Annotated in this window: 15 protein-coding genes and 1 pseudogene; 12 read left to right on the forward strand and 4 right to left on the reverse strand. The window is 64.3% G+C overall.

Annotated features, from left to right (window positions below; all coding sequences use genetic code 11):
• The first annotated feature begins 30 nt into the window (after positions 1–30).
• From SAZ10_RS08380 to SAZ10_RS08395, 4 genes are all read left to right on the forward strand, one after another.
• Positions 31–717 (forward strand): DUF1013 domain-containing protein, encoded by a 687-nt coding sequence (locus SAZ10_RS08380; protein WP_318608749.1) that lies wholly within the window; start codon positions 31–33, stop codon positions 715–717.
• 292 nt (positions 718–1,009) lie between these two features.
• The gene (locus tag SAZ10_RS08385; RefSeq protein WP_318608750.1) at positions 1,010–2,878 is read left to right on the forward strand and encodes a potassium/proton antiporter; all 1,869 of its coding nucleotides are present in this window, start codon (positions 1,010–1,012) and stop codon (positions 2,876–2,878) included.
• A gap of 109 nt (positions 2,879–2,987) precedes the next feature.
• Positions 2,988–4,181 (forward strand): phosphoglycerate kinase, encoded by a 1,194-nt coding sequence (locus SAZ10_RS08390; protein ID WP_318608751.1) that lies wholly within the window; start codon positions 2,988–2,990, stop codon positions 4,179–4,181.
• Between the two features lie 135 nt (positions 4,182–4,316).
• Positions 4,317–5,342, forward strand: a complete 1,026-nt coding sequence (locus SAZ10_RS08395; protein WP_318608752.1) for a class I fructose-bisphosphate aldolase — start codon at positions 4,317–4,319, stop codon at positions 5,340–5,342.
• Between the two features lie 92 nt (positions 5,343–5,434).
• Here SAZ10_RS08395 and SAZ10_RS08400 read toward each other — a convergent pair whose 3' ends face one another.
• The gene (locus SAZ10_RS08400; RefSeq protein ID WP_318608753.1) at positions 5,435–5,602 is read right to left on the reverse strand and encodes a hypothetical protein; all 168 of its coding nucleotides are present in this window, start codon (positions 5,600–5,602) and stop codon (positions 5,435–5,437) included.
• 120 nt (positions 5,603–5,722) lie between these two features.
• Between SAZ10_RS08400 and SAZ10_RS08405 the strand changes: the two genes are divergently transcribed.
• The 5 genes and pseudogenes from SAZ10_RS08405 to SAZ10_RS08430 all read left to right on the forward strand — a co-directional run bounded on the left by SAZ10_RS08405 (position 5,723) and on the right by SAZ10_RS08430 (position 10,313).
• Positions 5,723–7,630: a propionyl-CoA synthetase gene (locus SAZ10_RS08405; RefSeq protein WP_318608754.1), complete on the forward strand. Its 1,908-nt coding sequence runs from the start codon at positions 5,723–5,725 to the stop codon at positions 7,628–7,630.
• A 733-nt stretch (positions 7,631–8,363) separates the two neighbouring features.
• A complete protein-coding gene (locus SAZ10_RS08410; RefSeq protein ID WP_318608755.1) occupies positions 8,364–8,537 on the forward strand; it encodes a hypothetical protein in 174 nt (57 codons plus the stop codon).
• A gap of 378 nt (positions 8,538–8,915) precedes the next feature.
• A complete protein-coding gene (locus tag SAZ10_RS08420) occupies positions 8,916–9,326 on the forward strand; it encodes a hypothetical protein (RefSeq protein WP_318608756.1) in 411 nt (136 codons plus the stop codon).
• Positions 9,323–9,508, forward strand: a pseudogene (locus SAZ10_RS08425) (helix-turn-helix transcriptional regulator); the annotation flags it as partial. The gene SAZ10_RS08420 and the pseudogene SAZ10_RS08425, both read left to right, overlap by 4 nt.
• Positions 9,509–9,599: 91 nt before the next feature.
• Entirely contained in the window at positions 9,600–10,313 is a 714-nt protein-coding gene (locus tag SAZ10_RS08430) for a YafY family protein (protein WP_318608757.1), read from the forward strand.
• A 364-nt stretch (positions 10,314–10,677) separates the two neighbouring features.
• Here SAZ10_RS08430 and gap read toward each other — a convergent pair whose 3' ends face one another.
• The 3 genes from gap to SAZ10_RS08445 all read right to left on the reverse strand — a co-directional run bounded on the left by gap (position 10,678) and on the right by SAZ10_RS08445 (position 14,957).
• Positions 10,678–11,715, reverse strand: coding sequence for a type I glyceraldehyde-3-phosphate dehydrogenase (gene gap / locus SAZ10_RS08435; RefSeq protein ID WP_318608758.1), 1,038 nt, complete (start codon positions 11,713–11,715; stop codon positions 10,678–10,680).
• 248 nt (positions 11,716–11,963) lie between these two features.
• Positions 11,964–13,952 carry a transketolase gene (gene tkt / locus SAZ10_RS08440; protein WP_318608759.1) on the reverse strand — a complete coding sequence of 663 codons (1,989 nt, stop codon included), beginning with the start codon at positions 13,950–13,952 and terminating at the stop codon, positions 11,964–11,966.
• Between the two features lie 105 nt (positions 13,953–14,057).
• Positions 14,058–14,957 (reverse strand): LysR family transcriptional regulator, encoded by a 900-nt coding sequence (locus SAZ10_RS08445; RefSeq protein ID WP_318608760.1) that lies wholly within the window; start codon positions 14,955–14,957, stop codon positions 14,058–14,060.
• Between the two features lie 112 nt (positions 14,958–15,069).
• Between SAZ10_RS08445 and SAZ10_RS08450 the strand changes: the two genes are divergently transcribed.
• The 3 genes from SAZ10_RS08450 to SAZ10_RS08460 all read left to right on the forward strand — a co-directional run bounded on the left by SAZ10_RS08450 (position 15,070) and on the right by SAZ10_RS08460 (position 16,967).
• Positions 15,070–16,062 (forward strand): aldo/keto reductase, encoded by a 993-nt coding sequence (locus tag SAZ10_RS08450; RefSeq protein WP_318608761.1) that lies wholly within the window; start codon positions 15,070–15,072, stop codon positions 16,060–16,062.
• Between the two features lie 252 nt (positions 16,063–16,314).
• Entirely contained in the window at positions 16,315–16,587 is a 273-nt protein-coding gene (locus SAZ10_RS08455; RefSeq protein ID WP_318608762.1) for a DUF4164 domain-containing protein, read from the forward strand.
• 11 nt (positions 16,588–16,598) lie between these two features.
• Positions 16,599–16,967 carry a cell division protein ZapA gene (locus SAZ10_RS08460; RefSeq protein WP_318608763.1) on the forward strand — a complete coding sequence of 123 codons (369 nt, stop codon included), beginning with the start codon at positions 16,599–16,601 and terminating at the stop codon, positions 16,965–16,967.
• Positions 16,968–16,980: the final 13 nt, after the last annotated feature.

The following is a 16,980-nucleotide window of genomic DNA, read 5'->3' on the forward strand; positions in this document are numbered from 1 at the left end:
GACGCGGGCGACCAGAGAGGATTTATGCCAATGGCAAACACATTGCTCATGCCCAAGGCGACTGCCGTCTGGCTCGTCGACAATACCTCGCTTTCATTCGATCAGATCGCACAGTTCTGCGGGCTGCACCCGCTCGAAGTGAAGGCGATAGCCGACGGCGAGGCAGCGCAAGGCATCAAAGGGATGGACCCGGTGATTACGGGCCAGCTCACGCGCGACGAGATCGCGAATGGCGAGGCCGACCCGAACCGTCGCCTGAAGCTGCAGGAGCCGAAGGTACGTGTGCCGGAATCCAAGCGAAAGGGCCCGCGCTACACGCCGCTCTCCAAGCGCCAGGACCGGCCGAACGCCATCCTGTGGCTGGTTCGCAACCATCCGGAACTCAAGGATGCGCAGATCTCGCGGCTTGTCGGCACGACCAAGTCGACCATCGAACAGATTCGCGAGCGCAGGCATTGGAATTCATCGAACCTCGTGCCGATGGACCCGGTGACGCTCGGTCTCTGCTCGCAGATCGATCTCGACTTCGAGGTGCAGCGTGCTTCGCGCGGCCGCGAGCAGCCGGCCCCTACCGGCGACACGCTCTTGCCGGCCGCACTCACCGAACGGCTGCCGCCCGAGCAGGCGCCGAAGCCGAAGGACGAGGAGGAAGAGCTCGACGCCGACAAGGTCTTTGCCAAGCTGTCTTCGCTGAAGTCGAAAGAGGAAGAGGAGTAAGAGCGGCCGCCTCTCCTTTGCAGCCCGACGTCGGGCCTCGCAAAGGGGTAAAGCCAAGCGTGGGAAGGCTCAGGAGGCAGATTACCTATTTCGGCAAGTGCGTACCCGCATGGGGCAGTGGCTTCCGGCCGAAATAAGCAAACTGTTCCCGGCACTTCCCCCTGGGCACTGCTCGAAATCGATCGCGTCGAATAGAATCTTCGCGCCACCGCCTTGTCTTCGCCGCACTCCGCCTTAAGGCACGAATTGCGATCATTTTTTTCGCAATGCTCGGGCAGGGACAAGGGACGGGATGGATCAGGCGTTTTTTGCCGTAACGCTGATTGCCACGGCGATGGTGCTGGCGGCCGCGTTTTCGAGCCTGATCGCCTTTCGCTTCGGCGCTCCACTCCTCCTCCTCTTTCTCGGCATCGGGCTCGCCAGCGGCGCCGACGGGCTGGGCATCCAGTTCGACAACGCGCAGGCGGCCTACATCATCGGCTCGCTGGCGCTGGCCGTGATCCTCTTCGATTCCGGCTTCGGCACCCCGCTCAACGCGCTTCGCCAGGCAGGCACGCCCGCACTGTCGCTGGCGACCTTCGGCGTCGCGCTCACCACCGTCATCTTCGGCGCCGCTGCCCGCTGGCTCACCGGCTTCTCGTGGCTGGAGTCCTTCCTGCTCGGCGCCGCTGTCGCCTCGACAGATGCGGCCGCGGTGTTCTTCCTGCTGCGCGCCGGCAACGTTAACCTGCGCGATCGTGTCCGCTCGACTCTCGAGATCGAGTCGGGCACCAACGATCCGATCGCCATTTTCCTTACCATCACGCTGGTCGAAGTGATCGCCCGCGGCGCCAATCCGGCGGTCGATATCCTCGTTGAAGACATCGCCATCGGCTTCGTCGTGGCAATGGTGATCGGCGGCGTGGTAGGCATTTTGGGCGGCCTCGCCATAGCGCGGCTGGCCGAGAAGCTCGACCTCGACCAGGGCCTGCAGCCGATCTTCGTGCTCACCTTGTCGCTGCTCGTCTTCGCCGCTGCAGGCGCGATCGGCGGCTCCGGCTTCCTCGCGGTCTATCTTGCAGGCCTTGTCGCAGGCAATTCCAAGATCCGCGGCGCCTCCAGCCTGAAGCGGTTTCAGGACGGCGTAGCGTGGCTGGCGCAGATCATCATGTTCCTGGTGCTCGGACTTTACGCGACGCCGCGTCAGTTTCTGGAAATCCTCCCGATATCGATCCTGCTCGGGCTATTCCTGATCTTCTTTGCCCGCCCCTTCGCCGTCTGGCTCAGCGTTTTCCCCTTCCGCTTGCCGCGCGCCGAGACGGCGTTCGTCTCCTGGGTAGGCCTGCGCGGAGCAGTGTCGATCCTGCTTGCCATCACACCGATCCTTGGCGGGCTGGAGCGTGGCCGCGACATCTTCAACATCGCCTTCATCGTCGTGCTCGTCTCGCTCCTCGTGCAAGGCTGGACGGTCGGCTGGCTGGCGCGCCGGCTCGGTCTCACCGTCCCGGCGCGCATGGGTCCGCTCGAGAAGGTCGAGCTGGAGCTGCCGGGCTCAGCGCACCATGAGCTGCTCGCCTACACGGTCGTGTCCGGCAGTCCGGTGGCACGCGGCGAGCGCATCCCGCGCTGGGCACGTCCTTCGCTCGTAGTCCGCAACGGCAAGTCGATGCGCCCTGGCGATGCAGGCCGGCTGGCAGCCGGCGACCATGTCTACATCTTCGTGCCGGACCGCTATCCGCGCCTGCTCGACAAACTGTTCGCGAGCCGTACCCAGGTCGACCCCGAGGACGCCGACTTCTTTGGCGCCTTCGCCGTCGATCCGGACCGTCCTGCCGCTGATCTGGAGGCCGCATATGGTCCGGGGCTGACCGAGGCCGAGCGCAAGCTGACGATCGGCGCGCTGATCGAGGCCCGCCTCGGCGGCTCCGCCGAATATGCCGATCGCGTGCCGCTCGGATCGATCGAGCTCATCGTGCGCGACGTCGACGAGAACGGCAAGATCACCGCCGTCGGTCTCTCCTTCGAGCCTGCGGCAACGCGGCCGCGTATCCCGGTTTTCCTGAGTGCCGGAGAGATCGGCGACCGGCTGCGCGCGTTCATTGCACACATCAGGAAACGCAGTCGAACGCCGGCTAACGGCTCCGACTCCCAGGCCAAGGATGGGCAGGGCCACGGTGCCTGATGGCCGACAGCGCAGCGACTGCGAATTATGGATGCTGGACTATTTCCCGCCTTGCATCGGGCGGCATCAACGCTAAGGCTACACCAATTCACGAAGGAGACAGCTGCCGATGGCATTCAAGACGCTCGATCAGATCGGCGACATAAATGGCAAGCGCGTGCTGGTGCGCGTCGATCTCAACGTCCCCATGGCCGACGGCAAGGTAACCGACGCCACCCGCATCGAGCGCGTTAAGCCGACCATCATCGAGCTTTCCGACAAGGGCGCCAAGGTCATCCTGCTTGCCCATTTCGGCCGGCCGAAAGGCGGGCCAGATCCTGAATTCTCGCTGGCGCCGGTAGCCGTAGCGACCGCCGAGATTGTCGGCCGCCCTGTCGCCTTCGTCGAGGACTGCGTCGGCGAGAAGGCCGCAGGCGCGATCTTCGCAATGCAGCCCGGCGACATCTCGCTCCTCGAGAACACCCGCTTCCACAAGGGCGAAGAGAAAAACGATCCGGCTTTCACGGCCGAGCTCGCCAAGAACGGCGACATCTTTGTCAATGACGCTTTCTCCGCGGCGCACCGAGCGCATTCTTCGACCGAGGGTCTCGCCCATTACCTGCCCGCCTTCGCCGGCCGCACCATGCAGGCAGAGCTGGAGGCGCTGGAGAAGGGTCTCGGCAATCCCGCCCGCCCCGTGGTCGCGATTGTCGGCGGCGCCAAGGTATCCACGAAGATCGATCTTCTGACCAATCTGGTGAAGAAGGTCGACATGCTCGTCATCGGCGGCGGCATGGCCAACACCTTCCTTGCCGCGCGAGGCACGAAGGTCGGCAAATCGCTCTGCGAGCACGATCTCGCCGAGACGGCCAAGCAGATCATGATCGAGGCCGCTTCCTCGGGTTGCGCGCTTGTGCTGCCGGTCGACGGCGTTGTCGCCAGGGAGTTCAAGGCGGGGGCTGAGAACGAAACCGTCGACGTCGCGGCCGTGCCGGACGACACCATGATCCTCGACGTCGGGCCGAAAACGATCGAGGCGGTCAAGCGCTCGATCGACCGCGCTGCGACGCTGGTCTGGAACGGACCGCTCGGCGCTTTCGAGATAGAACCCTTCGACCGCGGCACTGTGGCCGCGGCGAAGCACGCGGCGCAGCGCACCGTCGAAGGCGGCCTGATCTCTGTCGCCGGCGGCGGTGACACGGTCGCCGCGCTGAACCAGGCCGAGGTGACCGATCAATTCACCTATGTCTCGACGGCCGGCGGCGCCTTCCTGGAATGGATGGAAGGCAAGCCGCTGCCGGGCGTGGAGGTGCTGAAAGCCTGAAGCTGGGCCAGGAGGTCTAAGAGCCTGAAATAGTCGGTCCTGGCGCAAGTTCTTCAATCGATTTTGCGCTTGACGACCGGCTCTCGGTAGCCAATCGAAGCTGATGCCCTGCTTCTGAACAATTGGGAGAACGCCATGACCGAACGGCTTGAAGACATTGCGGCGAAAATGGTCGCCGACGGAAAGGGAATTCTTGCCGCCGACGAAAGTTCGGCAACGATCAAGAAGCGCTTCGACACGATCGGGCTGGAATCTACAGCTGACAGCCGGCGCGACTATCGCGAGATGTTCTTCCGTACCGAAGAGGCAATGAAGGATTACATCTCCGGCGTCATCCTTTACGACGAGACGCTGCGCCAGAAGGCGGCCGATGGCACACCGCTGGTGGAACTGATCGCTGCCGCCGGATCCGTGCCGGGCATCAAGGTCGACGCCGGCGCCAAACCGCTCGCCGCGCACCCCGGCGAGACGATCACGGAGGGCCTTGACGGGCTGCGCGACCGCCTCGCCGAATATTACAAGCTCGGCGCGCGCTTCGCCAAATGGCGCGCGGTGATCTCGATCTCGGACGTGCTCCCGAGCTGGGGCGCCGTCAAGCAGAACGCGCAGGCGCTCGCCCGCTATGCGGCGCTGTGCCAGGAAGCGAACATCGTGCCGATCGTCGAGCCCGAAGTGCTGATGGACGGCCAGCCGGCCACGCACTCGATCGACCGCTGCTACGACGTCACTGAATGGGTGCTGAAGACCGTCTTCGCCGAGCTCTACGATGCCCGCGTCCGTCTCGAAGGCATGGTGCTGAAGCCGAACATGGTGATCGACGGCAAGAACGCGCGCAAAGCCTCGCAGGAAGAAGTCGCCGAGAAGACCTTGCGCGTGTTGAAGAATACCGTGCCGCCGGCGGTGCCGGGTATCGCCTTTCTCTCGGGCGGCCAGTCCGACGAGGAAGCGACCGCGCATCTGTCGATCCTGAACTCGACCGGGACGCACCCCTGGAAGCTCACCTACTCCTACGGCCGCGCGCTCCAGGCCGCGGCGCTGAAGGCCTGGGGCGGCAAGGCGGCCAACCTCGCCGCCGGACAGCGCGCTTTTACCCACCGCGCCAAGATGAATGCCCTCGCCGCGGCCGGCAAATGGAAGCAGGAGCTGGAGAAGGCAGCCTAACGCCCCTTCGGTTTGAAAATATCGCAGGCCCGGGCAGCAATGTCCGGGCCTCGCATTTAGAGCGGCTGCGTCATCGCCGCCCCCTTCGGCCCTCAAAGCATAAAGATGTGACTGAGCAGTGCGGCCGCCGAGATTGCAGCCAGCGCTATAAACGCCAGTTTCCAGAAGTCGCGGCGCTGCCTGAGGCCGGGAAGGCCGAGCGGCTTGATGACATGGACCACCATCATCAGGACAATTACCAGCGCCAGCACTTTCGTCATGAGACCTTTGAGCAGCCTCGGCGCTTGCTGTCAAAACGTCCTTCGCCTCAAGTCTGGTGGACGCCGGGCACAAGGATTGGCTAACCTCTCCCAAAACAAGGCTACGTGGGAGGAGACACGATGGCTTCGCGCTATCACGAGGTCTACGAGCACTGGAAGCGCGATCCGGAGGGCTTCTGGGCAGAAGCGGCCGAGGAGATCGACTGGTTCCGACGCTGGGACAAGGTGTTCGATCCCGACGAGGGCGTCTACGGCCACTGGTTCACGGGCGCCGTCTGCAACATGGCCTTCAATTGCCTCGACCGCCATATCACCAGCGGGCGTGCCGAACAGATCGCGTTGATCTATGACAGCCCCATCCAGGGCAAGGTAAAGCGCTTCACCTACCGCGAGCTGCGCGACGAGGTGATGGCGCTCGCCACGGTGCTTCAAGACAATGGCATAGCCAAGGGCGACCGTGTCATCATCTATATGCCGATGGTGCCCGAGGCGGCCGTCGCCATGCTCGCCTGCGCGCGGATCGGCGCAGTGCACTCCGTCGTATTCGGCGGCTTCGCTTCCAAGGAACTCGCAACCCGTATCGACGATGCGCGCCCGAAGCTGGTGATCTCGGCCTCGTGCGGGCTCGAGCCCGGCCGCGTGGTAAGCTACAAGCCGCTGCTCGACCAAGCCATCGCGCAGGCGAAATATCCGCCGCGGCAGTGCCTCATCCTGCAGCGCCAGCAGCAGCCCTGCGAACTGGTTCCCGGCCGCGATCTCGACTATGCCGATCATGTCGGCGCCGCGCGTGCCGCCAGGCGCTACGTCGACTGCGTGCGGCTTGCCGCGACCGATCCCCTCTACATCATCTATACCTCCGCCACGACCGGACAGCCCAAGGGCATCGTCCGCGACACCGGCGGGCACATGGTCTCGCTGAAATGGACGATGTGGAACGAGTTCGGGGTCGAGCCGGGCGAGACCTTCTGGGCGGCGTCGGACGTCGGCTGGGTGGTCGGCCATTCCTACATCGTCTACGCTCCGCTGCTGCACGGCTGCACGACGGTCCTGTTCGAGGGTAAGCCGGTCGGCACGCCCGATGCGGGGACTTATTGGCGCTTGATCGCCGAACATGGCGTCGTTTCGCTGTTCACCGCCCCCACTGCTTTCCGCGCCATCAAGAAGGAAGATCCGGCCGGCGAGCATATCGGCCGCTACGACATCTCGCGTTTCCGCACCCTGTTCCTCGCCGGCGAGCGCGCCGATCCCGACACGATCAAGTGGGCGGAGCGGCATGTGAAGGTGCCGGTGATCGACCATTGGTGGCAGACCGAGAGCGGCGCACCCATGACGCAGAACCCGGCCGGGCTTGGCTTCCTGCCGGTGAAATACGGCTCGCCCGGCGTGCCGATGCCTGGTTTCGATATCCGCGTCCTCGACGACGACCGCAAGCCGGTCGAGCCCGGCACGCTCGGCAATGTCGTGGTGAAGCTGCCGCTGCCGCCCGGCTGTCTCCCGACGCTGTGGAACGCCGACAAGCGCTTCCGCGACGCTTACCTCAGCGAATTCCCGGGCTATTACAAGACGGCCGACGCGGGGTTCATTGACGAAGACGGCTATCTCTTCGTGATGTCGCGCACCGACGATATCATCAACGTCGCGGGTCATCGGCTCTCGACTGGTGCGATGGAAGAGGTGGTCGCCGAGCATCCCGACGTCGCCGAATGCGCGGTGGTCGGCATCGCCGACGAGATGAAGGGTCAGGTGCCCTGCGGCTTCATCGTGCTCAATGCCGGCGTCTCGCGCGACAATGCCGCGATCGAACGCGAGGTTGTGGCGCTCGTGCGCGAGAAGATCGGGCCGGTCGCTGCCTTCAGGAATGCAGTGACCGTGAAACGCCTGCCGAAGACGCGTTCGGGCAAGATCCTGCGCGGCACCATGCAGAAGATCGCCGACCGGCAGGAATGGACGATGCCCGCGACCATCGACGATCCCGCAATCCTCGACGAGATCGCGCTCGCCCTGAAGGACCGCGGGATCGGAAGTTAAGCCGAATCGCGGAGCATGATCCCGAACCGAAGGTCAGCGCAGCAGGGAGTCGCAAACTTTGCGGATGGCATCATGCTCCAAATACAAGAGTCAGAACGGGAAGAATGACCCCGCCCGTTTCATCCTGCTACCCAGATCCATACGGGCCTGCGGTAGCAGCGGGTCACCCAGCGGCCGCGAAAGCGTTCGCGGCGGCAGACCCTTCGCCACACGCGGCGCCTGTACCGACGCGGCCCGCGATATGGCCCGGGAGGCGGCGGCGGCCGCCGATATTGGACAGGCTCCCCTTCCGGCCGAGTTTCGTCGTTCTTCAAGGGGGACGCCAGCGGCGCGTTCAGCTCATCGAGAATCCCGCCGCTGGCTAGCGGAACCCCGGCCAGCGCGCGGCCAGGCCTGGCCAGGCCTGCAAGGCCGGCCGCGGCAACCCCGAACATCCCGGTGAGAAATAATCGACGATCCATCAAAAACCTCCGATTGCATAACAAGTGCACTATCGGGAGATAGAGGAGCCGCTACGGACGCCCAGACCACATGCCGAAAATTTGTGAAGTATTCGGAGCGGACCGACGCGGCGTTCCTACTCGAACCCGCAATGCCTTGGATCGAAGCGCCGAGGCCGCGATTCCGCGATTGGGAACGAAAAAGGAACCCCTGCCTCCTTCCTCCTGACAGACTGTTGGCAGGAGGCATGTGCGATAGTGTCTCCATCAAAGCGACAGGAAGGAGACAGATCATGGCCCCGCTTACCTCGACCTTTCTCGGTGCGTTCAGGCAATATGCCGGCAAGCTGAAGACCATGCGCGACGAAGTCCGCACCCGGCGCATGCTCGACTCGCTCCCCGCCGACCTCCGCAAGGACATCGGCTGGCCGGACCGCTATCCGAAATTCCGCGGCCGTAGCGTCTGAGCCGATTGGGAGCCACCGGGCCGCTCGCCTCCTCCCCGGGCGGCCCGGCTACCAAACAGGAGCAAGCCATGCCCGCCTCGAAAGCGATCGCTTTGGCGCTCGAATTCCTCGCGAGCCTTTACCCTGATCAACCGACGCAGCTTGCCGGGGGCGCAAGCTCTTGGTGAACGAGCGTCAGTCCGCTTCCTGACACTCTCCTGACAGAATGTTGTCAGGAGGGTCATGCCAAACATCAAGCAACGGAGTCTCACATGTCCTCCTTTGTTCCTGGCAATGGTGGCGACGTCGTTTCGCCGATCATAAATAACCCCGCAGGCCGGCTCGCCTGGTGCCTCGATCTCGATGGCAACAGCCTCGGCCTGTTCGTCTGAGGGACACATGGTTAAGAGCTGGACGGATAAGCTCGAGACACCGGAGGTGGCGAAGGTAAAGCCTTCGCCGCGCACTATCGGTGATGTCGTCGAAGGCCAGCCGATGCTGGTTCCGACCGCGAGGCAGGTCGACGACTTCATGCGAACGATCCCGTCCGGCACTTCGATGAACGTCAGGGAACTGCGCCGCGCCATGGCGCTCGAGCACGGCGCCGAGGTGACTTGCCCGGTTTACACCGGCTATCACCTGCGCACGGTTGCCGAGGCGGCATACGAGGCCTTCGCGCGAGGCGTGCCGATCCAGGAAATCGCGCCGTTCTGGCGCGTTCTTGACGACTCCACACCAACCACTGCCCGTTTGACCTTCGGCGCGGAATTCGTGCGCGCCCGGCGCAGAGCGGAAGGATTACCTGAATGAAACGTTCTGACCGACTTTCCCAGATCGTCCAGCACCTGCGCGACGGTCGCCTGGTAACCGCGCAGAAGCTCGGCCAATGGCTAGAGGTCTCCGAGCGCACGATCTATCGCGATATTGCCGACCTGCAGTCGACCGGCGTCCCCATCGACGGCGAGGCCGGCGTCGGCTACCTGATGCGTCAGGCCGTCGTTCGCCGGGTGTCGCCATCGACCGGCCGAGGGCCGGTCGATGGCGGGCCCGACAGAGCCTCGAGCCAGGTCTGAGGATTGAACCATGCGTCGCGCCGACCGGCTCTTTCAGATCGTCCAGCATCTGCGCGGCGGCCGCCTTGTTACCGCGCAGAAGCTCGGCGAATGGCTCGAAGTCTCAGAGCGCACAATCTACCGCGACATCGCGGACCTGCAGTCGACCGGCGTGCCGATCGATGGGGAAGCAGGAGTGGGTTACCTGATGCGGGAGGGCTTTGATCTCCCGCCACTGATGTTCACCCGGGACGAGATCGTGGCGCTGGTCGCCGGGGCCCGCATGGTCCGTGCGTTCGGCGGTGCCGCGATGGCGCGTGCGGCCGACGAGGCGCTGGTCAAGATCGGCGCGGTGCTGCCCGAAAACGAGAAGGACCGCATCGCCAAGACCGAGATCCATACGCCGATGTGGGTTGTGACCGACGCCGACCGCGCCAATATCGACCTGCTCGAGCGCGCCGTCGAGCGGCGCGATGTGCTGACCCTCGACTACCGGGACGAAGCCGGGCGTTCGACGGCACGCGACGTACGTCCGCTTGGCCTATGGTTCTGGGGCAAGGTGTGGACCCTTGCCGCCTGGTGCGAGTTGCGCGACGACTTCCGCGCCTTTCGTATCGACCGCCTCGCTTCGGTCGCGCCTGCGGGCCGCACTTTCAAGCCCGAGCGCGGCAAGCTGCTGGCGGACTTCTACCGCCGCATGGAGCGGGAACGCGAGCCGCTGATGGACCGACAGCTGCGGCTGTAGAGCATGCTGCCTTTGGCTTGAGGCAGGCTTCAGCCGCAAAGCCGTTGGGACCGGGTGCCAACGACTTTGAGGTTTGACCGTTGGCGCTGCCCCTCACCTGCCTGCCGGCATCCTCTCCCCGTAAACGGGGAGAGGCACGATTGCCGCTTTGATTTCGCCAATCGCCAACGTTGCAGAACAGGCGCCTTCATAAACGGCCGGCGTCCTTCTCCCCGTTTACGGGGAGAAGTGCCCGGCAGGGCTATGAGGGGCAGCGCCAATCGTTAAAATCTACTATTGGCGGCTCCAAACCCAGCGCAAATCGGACGTCCCGAGACCCTCAGGACGGCCGATTGCAAGCACTCGGGCTAGCGAAGCTTAGCCCTCAGGCCGTGGCCTCCGCGGCCACCTTCGCGTCGATTGTCTTCGCAAAGGCGACGGCGGTGTCGGCCATGCGGTTCGAGAAGCCCCATTCGTTGTCGTACCAGGAAAGGACCGAGACGAAGTCGCCGTCCATCACCTTGGTTTGGTCGAGCGCCACGGTCGAGGAATGCGGATCGTGGTTGAAGTCGACCGAGACGTTCGGGTCGTAGGTGACGTTGAGAATGCCCTTCAGCCAGCCCTTGGAAGCCGCGACGATTGCCTCGTTCAGCTCCTGCGCCGTTGTCTTCCGAGAGGCCTTGAACTTCAGGTCGACGAGAGAGACGTTCGGCGTCGGCACGCGGATGGAAATTCCGTCGAGCTTCCCCTTCAGTTCCGGCAGCACCAGGCCGATCGCCTTGGCAGCGCCAGTGGAAGTCGGGATCTGCGAGAGTGCTGCGGCGCGGGCCCGGTAGAGGTCCTTATGCAGCGTATCCAGCGTCGGCTGGTCGCCGGTGTAGGAATGGATGGTGGTCATCATTCCCTTCTCGAGGCCGACGGCCTTGTGCACGACCGCCGCCAGCGGCGCCAGGCAGTTGGTCGTGCAGGAAGCGTTCGAGATGACCAGGTGGTCCTTGCTTAGCTTGTCGTGGTTGATGCCGTAGACAACCGTGAAGTCGGCACCGTCCGAAGGTGCCGAGACGATGACACGCTTGGCGCCTGCAGCAAGGTGGGCCGCGGCCTTGTCACGCGCGGTGAAGATGCCGGTGCATTCGAGCGCGATATCGACACCGAGCTCCTTCCACGGGAGCTGCGACGGGTCCTTGATTGCGGTGACCTTGAACTTCTCGGTTCCGATCTTGATCGAGTCACCCTCGACAGCCACCTCGTGCGGGAACCTGCCGTGGATGGAATCGTAACGCAGCAGGTGCGCGTTGGTCTCGACCGGCCCGAGATCGTTGACGGCAACAATCTCGATATCCTTGCGGCCCGATTCATAGATCGCGCGCACGATGTTGCGGCCGATGCGGCCAAATCCGTTGATGGCAACTCTGACGGTCATGATTTCCTCCTACGCGGCGGGGCGTTGGCTGTCCTGGGAATAGATGCCCGCCGCTTCATAGCGTCGGGTATCCAAAGAATCCAGCACCGAGCGCTCACATTTAAACCGATTAAATGCACCTCGGCGGCAACCGTATCGCTTCGTTTCGTCACCCTGTGCAGGCATTCCTGGGATTATCCCCGAATGCCTGCAGGATCCCTTTGTGCCGCAAGTTCCTGTCGCAAACATGGGACAGTTTGCGGAACTGCTTATGCGCCGAGGCGCTCCTCGGCCGCCTTGGCCGCGGCCTCGGCGGTGATCCCGAAATGCGGGTAGAGGTCCTCGGCCTTGCCGCTGGCGCCGAAGCCTTTCATGCCGATGAAGATGCCGTCCGGGCCGATGAAGCGGTCCCAACCCTGGCGGATGGCTGCTTCGATTGCAACCTTCACCTTGGCCTTGCCGATGATCTTCGCCTTGTAGTCGTCGCTCTGCGCCTCGAAGAGCTCGAAGGCGGGCACGGAAACGACCCGGGTCGGATGGCCGCGTTCGTCGAGAAGCTTCTTGGCCGCGACGGCGATCTCCACTTCCGAGCCGGTGGCGAAGATCGTTACAGCCGCTTCGCCATTCGCCGCCGCGAGCTCATAGGCGCCATAGCGGCAGAGGTTCTCCTCGACATATTCCGTGCGCAGCGCCGCCACGTTCTGGCGGGTGAGCGCCAGCGTCGACGGGCTCTTCGTCGATTCCAGCGCGAGCTGCCAGCATTCGGCGGTCTCCACCGCGTCAGCCGGGCGGAAGACGATGTGGTTCGGGATGGCGCGCAGCGCGGCCAGATGCTCGACCGGCTGGTGGGTGGGCCCATCCTCGCCGAGGCCGATCGAATCATGCGTCATGACGAAGATCGAGCGTATGCCCATCAGCGAGGCAAGCCGCATGGAAGGCCGGGCATAGTCGGAGAAGCAAAGGAAGGTGCCGCCGTAAGGGATGATGCCGCCATGCAGCGCCATGCCATTGATGGCCGCGGCCATGCCGTGCTCGCGGATGCCGAAATGGATGTAGCGGTTGCCGTAATTGCCGGGCGAGATTTCCTTGGTCTGGCTGGTCTTGGTGTTGTTGGAGCCGGTGAGGTCGGCCGAGCCGCCGATCGTCTCGGGCACGAGGCCGTTGATCACTTCCAGCGCCATCTCGGATGACTTGCGTGTCGCGACCTTTGGCTTGTCGGCGACGAGCTTCTTCTTGTACGCGGCGATCGTCGCATCGAAGCGCTCCGGCAGGTCTCCGCGGATGCGGCGCTCGAACTCGGCGCGAAGCTTGGGGTCGGCAGCTTCGAGGCGCTTCTGCCACTCGGCGCGCTTGCCGGCCGACGCGGCGCCGGCCTTGCGCCAGGCGTCAACGATGTCGTTCGGAACCTCGAATGGCGGGTAGTCCCAGCCAAAGAACTTGCGTGCCCCGGCGATCTCTTCCGCACCGAGCGGCGAGCCGTGCGCCTTGGCCGTGCCGGCCTTTGTCGGCGCGCCCCAGCCGATCGTCGTCCTGGCGGCGATCAGCGTCGGCCGGTCGGACCTCTTCGCCCTTTCCAGCGCGTCCGTGATCTGGTCGGGATCAAGCCCGTCGATCTCGATCGTGTTCCACCCGGAAGCGGCGAAGCGTGCCGGCTGGTTGGTCGAATCGGCGAGCGAGACCGAGCCGTCGATCGAGATGCCGTTATTGTCCCAGAAGACGATCAGCTTGTTGAGCTTCAGGTGACCGGCCAGCGAGATGGCCTCCTGGCTGACGCCTTCCATCAGGCAGCCGTCACCGGCCAGCACATAGGTGTAATGGTCGACGAGCTCGTCGCCGAAGGTAGCGTTCATGATGCGCTCGGCGAGCGCGAAGCCGACGCTGTTGGCAAGCCCCTGGCCGAGCGGGCCGGTGGTCGTCTCGATGCCCGCCGCATGGCCGTATTCGGGATGGCCGGCCGTGCGCGAGCCGACCTGGCGGAAATGCTCGATCTGATCCAGGGTTATGTCGGGATAGCCGGTCAGGTAGAGCAGCGAATAGAGCAGCATCGAGCCGTGACCGGCCGACAGGATGAAGCGGTCGCGGTCGGGCCAGTGCGGGTCGGCCGCGTCGTATTTCAGGAATTTCGTGAACAGCACAGTCGCGATTTCGGCCGCGCCCATCGGCAGGCCTGGATGGCCCGAATTGGCCTTCTCGACGGCATCGATGGAAAGGAAGCGAATGGCGTTGGCCATCCGGTCATGTTGTGCGCGCTCGTGCATGTTCACTCGCAGGGCTGGAGGATTGACAAAGCCTGTGCGGAAGGCCAGCGACACATAGCAGTTGGCGTCCGCCTGTCAACAAAAGTGGGACGGCGGCGGGCGCCTTCAAGCCCTATGCTCGCGCTTCAGGAAATCGACGAAGGCGCGCAGCGGTCCGGGCATCTTTCGCCGGCTCGGATAATAGAGGAAGGGGCCAGGAAAGGGCGGCGACCAGTCGTCCAGCACCGGCTGCAACGACCCGTCGGCCAGCTCCTTCGCCGCGAATTCCTCAAAGGTGTGGATCAAGCCCAGACCCTGCACGGCAAGTGCGACCTCCAGATCGCTCGACGTGGCGATGAGTGGCCCCTCCGGAACGACCTTGATCACCTCCCCTGCCCGCTCGAATTCCCAGGTCAGTGTGACGCCGCTCGCAAAGCGATGGCGAATGCAGGCATGATCGAGCAGATCGCGCGGATGGGTCGGCCGGCCGCGCGCCGCTAAATAGGCCGGCGCGCCGGCCGTCACGAAACGCTGCTGGCGCGGGCCGATCGGAACGGCGATCATGTCGCGCTCCAGCCGCTCGTCATAGCGCACGCCTGCATCGAAGCCGGCGGCGAGCACGTCGATGAAGCTGTCCTCGGCCGTCACCTCGAGTACAATGCCTGGATGCTCCGCCAGGAAGCGGCCGAGCAGCGCTGGCAAGACGACGCGGGCAACCACGGTGGGCACGTTGAGGCGCAAGGTGCCGACCGGGCTGTCGCGGAAGCTGTTGACCGCATCGAGCGCCGCTCCGATCTCGCCGAGCGCCGGCGTCAGCCGCTCGTAGAGCTGCGCGCCCGCTTCGGTCAGAGTGACGCTTCGGGTCGTGCGGTTGATGAGGCGCACGCCGAGCCGCGCCTCCAGCCGGCGCAGCGCCTCGCTGAGCGACGAGGCGGAGACGCCGCTGAGCACGGCCGCGCTCCGGAAGCCGCCTGCGCGGGCGACCGCAGTGAACGCATCGAGATCGGCAAGGTCCGGTGAAGGCATTGTTCGAAATTCCGCACGGCCCGTTCGGCTTTGGACGCATTATCGCACGAACGCGGCGGAGGCATATAGCCCCCGTAATTGAATTCCACTTCCAGGACGAAAGGAACCGACCATGGAAATGCGTCAATTGGGCAAAACCGGCCCGGCCGTTTCGGCGCTTGGTCTCGGCACGATGGGAATGTCCGACATGTATGGCCCGGCCGACCGCGTCGAGAGCATCGCAACCATACACGCCGCGCTGGAGGCCGGCATCAACCTCATCGATACAGGCGACTTCTACGGCATGGGCCACAACGAGATGCTGATCGGCGAGGCGCTTGCCGGCGGCCGGCGCGACAAGGCTGTGATCAGCGTGAAATTCGGGGCTTTGCGTGATCCGGCCAATCAATGGGTCGGCTACGACGCACGCCCCGCGGCAGTGAAGAGCTTCGTCGCCTATTCGCTGCGGCGTCTCGGCGTCGATCACATCGATATCTACCGGCCTGCCCGGCTCGATCCCGATGTCCCGATAGAGGAGACGATCGGCGCCATCGCCGATCTGGTGAAGGCCGGCTATGTCCGCCATGTCGGGCTTTCGGAGGTAGGTCCGGACACGATCCGCCGTGCGGCGGCCGTGCATCCGATTGTCGATTTGCAGATCGAGTATTCCTTGATCTCGCGCGGCATCGAAGACCTAATCCTGCCGACGGTTCGCGAGCTCGGCATCGGCCTCACCGCCTATGGCGTGCTGTCGCGCGGCCTGATCAGCGGCCATTGGAGCAAGGACCGCAAGGTCGAGCGCGATTTCCGCGCGCACAGTCCGCGTTTCCAGGGCGAGAACCTCGACCGGAACCTGGCTCTGGTCGAGGCGCTGCGGAGAGTGGCCGAAGCCAGGGGCGTGTCGGTGGCGCAGATCGCGATCGCCTGGGTCGCGGCGCAGGGCAAGGACGTCGTCCCTCTCGTCGGCGCCCGCCGCCGGGACCGCCTCGCCGAGGCGCTTGGCGCGCTGAAGGTCAAGCTCGATCCGTCCGATTTTGCCGAGATCGAGAGGGCCGTGCCGAAGGGGGCGGCCGCCGGAGAGCGCTACGCGCCTGCCGGAATGGCCACGCTCGACAGCGAGAAATAATGGGGAATAGCGAATAGGGGTTTCAGAGGTCCTGTCCGATGGCGCTTCTTTTTTTCCCTATTCGCTACTCGCTATTCCCTATTCGCTATTTTTCCAGTCCGCCGTGGAAAGTTTTTAAGCAATTTGCCGGCCAATTGCAGGGGAAAGCGAAAGCGCTCAGTTGACGCCCTGTTCAAGCCGCGCCTAATTTTCTTTGTGTAAGGCGTTAGGATCGCGCGCGATTCGGTAATGGGCGGGGTCTGGACGAGTACCATGACCGGGGAAGCGACACTTAGGGAAGTCATCGGACGGCTCGGCCGCGCCATGGAGGCGCTCGAGCAGGCGGTCGTCCTACGTCTCGAACACGAGCAGGATTATTCCGAAGCCGAGGCCGAGGTGCAGCGCATGAATGCGGATCGCGCCAGGCTGGCGACCGAGCTCGACAATTCCGAGGCTCGTGCCGAGCGGCTCGAAGAAGCCAACAAGGAGGTCTCGCGCCGGCTGGTGACGGCGATGGAGACGATCCGCGCGGTTCTCGACAGGTAGGAGCATCGACGATGGCGCAGGTCACCGTGACGATCGACGGCAAAGCCTATCGCATGGCCTGCGACGAAGGCCAGGAGGAGCACCTGATCGATCTCGCTCAGCGCTTCGACCGCTATGTCGCTCATCTCAAGGAATCGTTCGGCGAGATCGGCGACCAGCGGCTGACAGTCATGGCCGGGATCATGGTGATGGACGAGCTCGCCGAGCTGCAGAAGCGCATCCAGGGCATGGAAGGGGAAATCGGCACGCTGCGCAAAACCCGCGACGAGGCACTGCTCAAGGCCGACAAGAACGATGCCGCCCTTACCGGCGCGCTAGGTGCGCTCGCCGAGCGCATGGAGGCGCTGGCGCAGAGGCTGGCGCTGCCTTCGGCGGGGTGAAGGGCTCGTCCTC

It is taken from the genome of Mesorhizobium sp. BAC0120 (assembly GCF_033542235.1).
Classification (GTDB): domain Bacteria; phylum Pseudomonadota; class Alphaproteobacteria; order Rhizobiales; family Rhizobiaceae; genus JAWRCU01.

Coding starts and splice junctions, on each gene's coding strand:
- SAZ10_RS08390 (WP_318608751.1), top strand. CDS start 2,988: ATGGCATTCAAGACGCTCGATCAGATCGGCGACATAAATGGCAAGCGC.
- tkt (WP_318608759.1), bottom strand. CDS start 13,952: ATGCACGAGCGCGCACAACATGACCGGATGGCCAACGCCATTCGCTTC.
- SAZ10_RS08410 (WP_318608755.1), top strand. CDS start 8,364: ATGGCCCCGCTTACCTCGACCTTTCTCGGTGCGTTCAGGCAATATGCC.
- SAZ10_RS08455 (WP_318608762.1), top strand. CDS start 16,315: ATGACCGGGGAAGCGACACTTAGGGAAGTCATCGGACGGCTCGGCCGC.
- SAZ10_RS08380 (WP_318608749.1), top strand. CDS start 31: ATGGCAAACACATTGCTCATGCCCAAGGCGACTGCCGTCTGGCTCGTC.
- SAZ10_RS08430 (WP_318608757.1), top strand. CDS start 9,600: ATGCGTCGCGCCGACCGGCTCTTTCAGATCGTCCAGCATCTGCGCGGC.
- SAZ10_RS08420 (WP_318608756.1), top strand. CDS start 8,916: ATGGTTAAGAGCTGGACGGATAAGCTCGAGACACCGGAGGTGGCGAAG.
- SAZ10_RS08445 (WP_318608760.1), bottom strand. CDS start 14,957: ATGCCTTCACCGGACCTTGCCGATCTCGATGCGTTCACTGCGGTCGCC.
- SAZ10_RS08385 (WP_318608750.1), top strand. CDS start 1,010: ATGGATCAGGCGTTTTTTGCCGTAACGCTGATTGCCACGGCGATGGTG.
- SAZ10_RS08450 (WP_318608761.1), top strand. CDS start 15,070: ATGGAAATGCGTCAATTGGGCAAAACCGGCCCGGCCGTTTCGGCGCTT.
- gap (WP_318608758.1), bottom strand. CDS start 11,715: ATGACCGTCAGAGTTGCCATCAACGGATTTGGCCGCATCGGCCGCAAC.
- SAZ10_RS08460 (WP_318608763.1), top strand. CDS start 16,599: ATGGCGCAGGTCACCGTGACGATCGACGGCAAAGCCTATCGCATGGCC.
- SAZ10_RS08405 (WP_318608754.1), top strand. CDS start 5,723: ATGGCTTCGCGCTATCACGAGGTCTACGAGCACTGGAAGCGCGATCCG.
- SAZ10_RS08395 (WP_318608752.1), top strand. CDS start 4,317: ATGACCGAACGGCTTGAAGACATTGCGGCGAAAATGGTCGCCGACGGA.
- SAZ10_RS08400 (WP_318608753.1), bottom strand. CDS start 5,602: ATGACGAAAGTGCTGGCGCTGGTAATTGTCCTGATGATGGTGGTCCAT.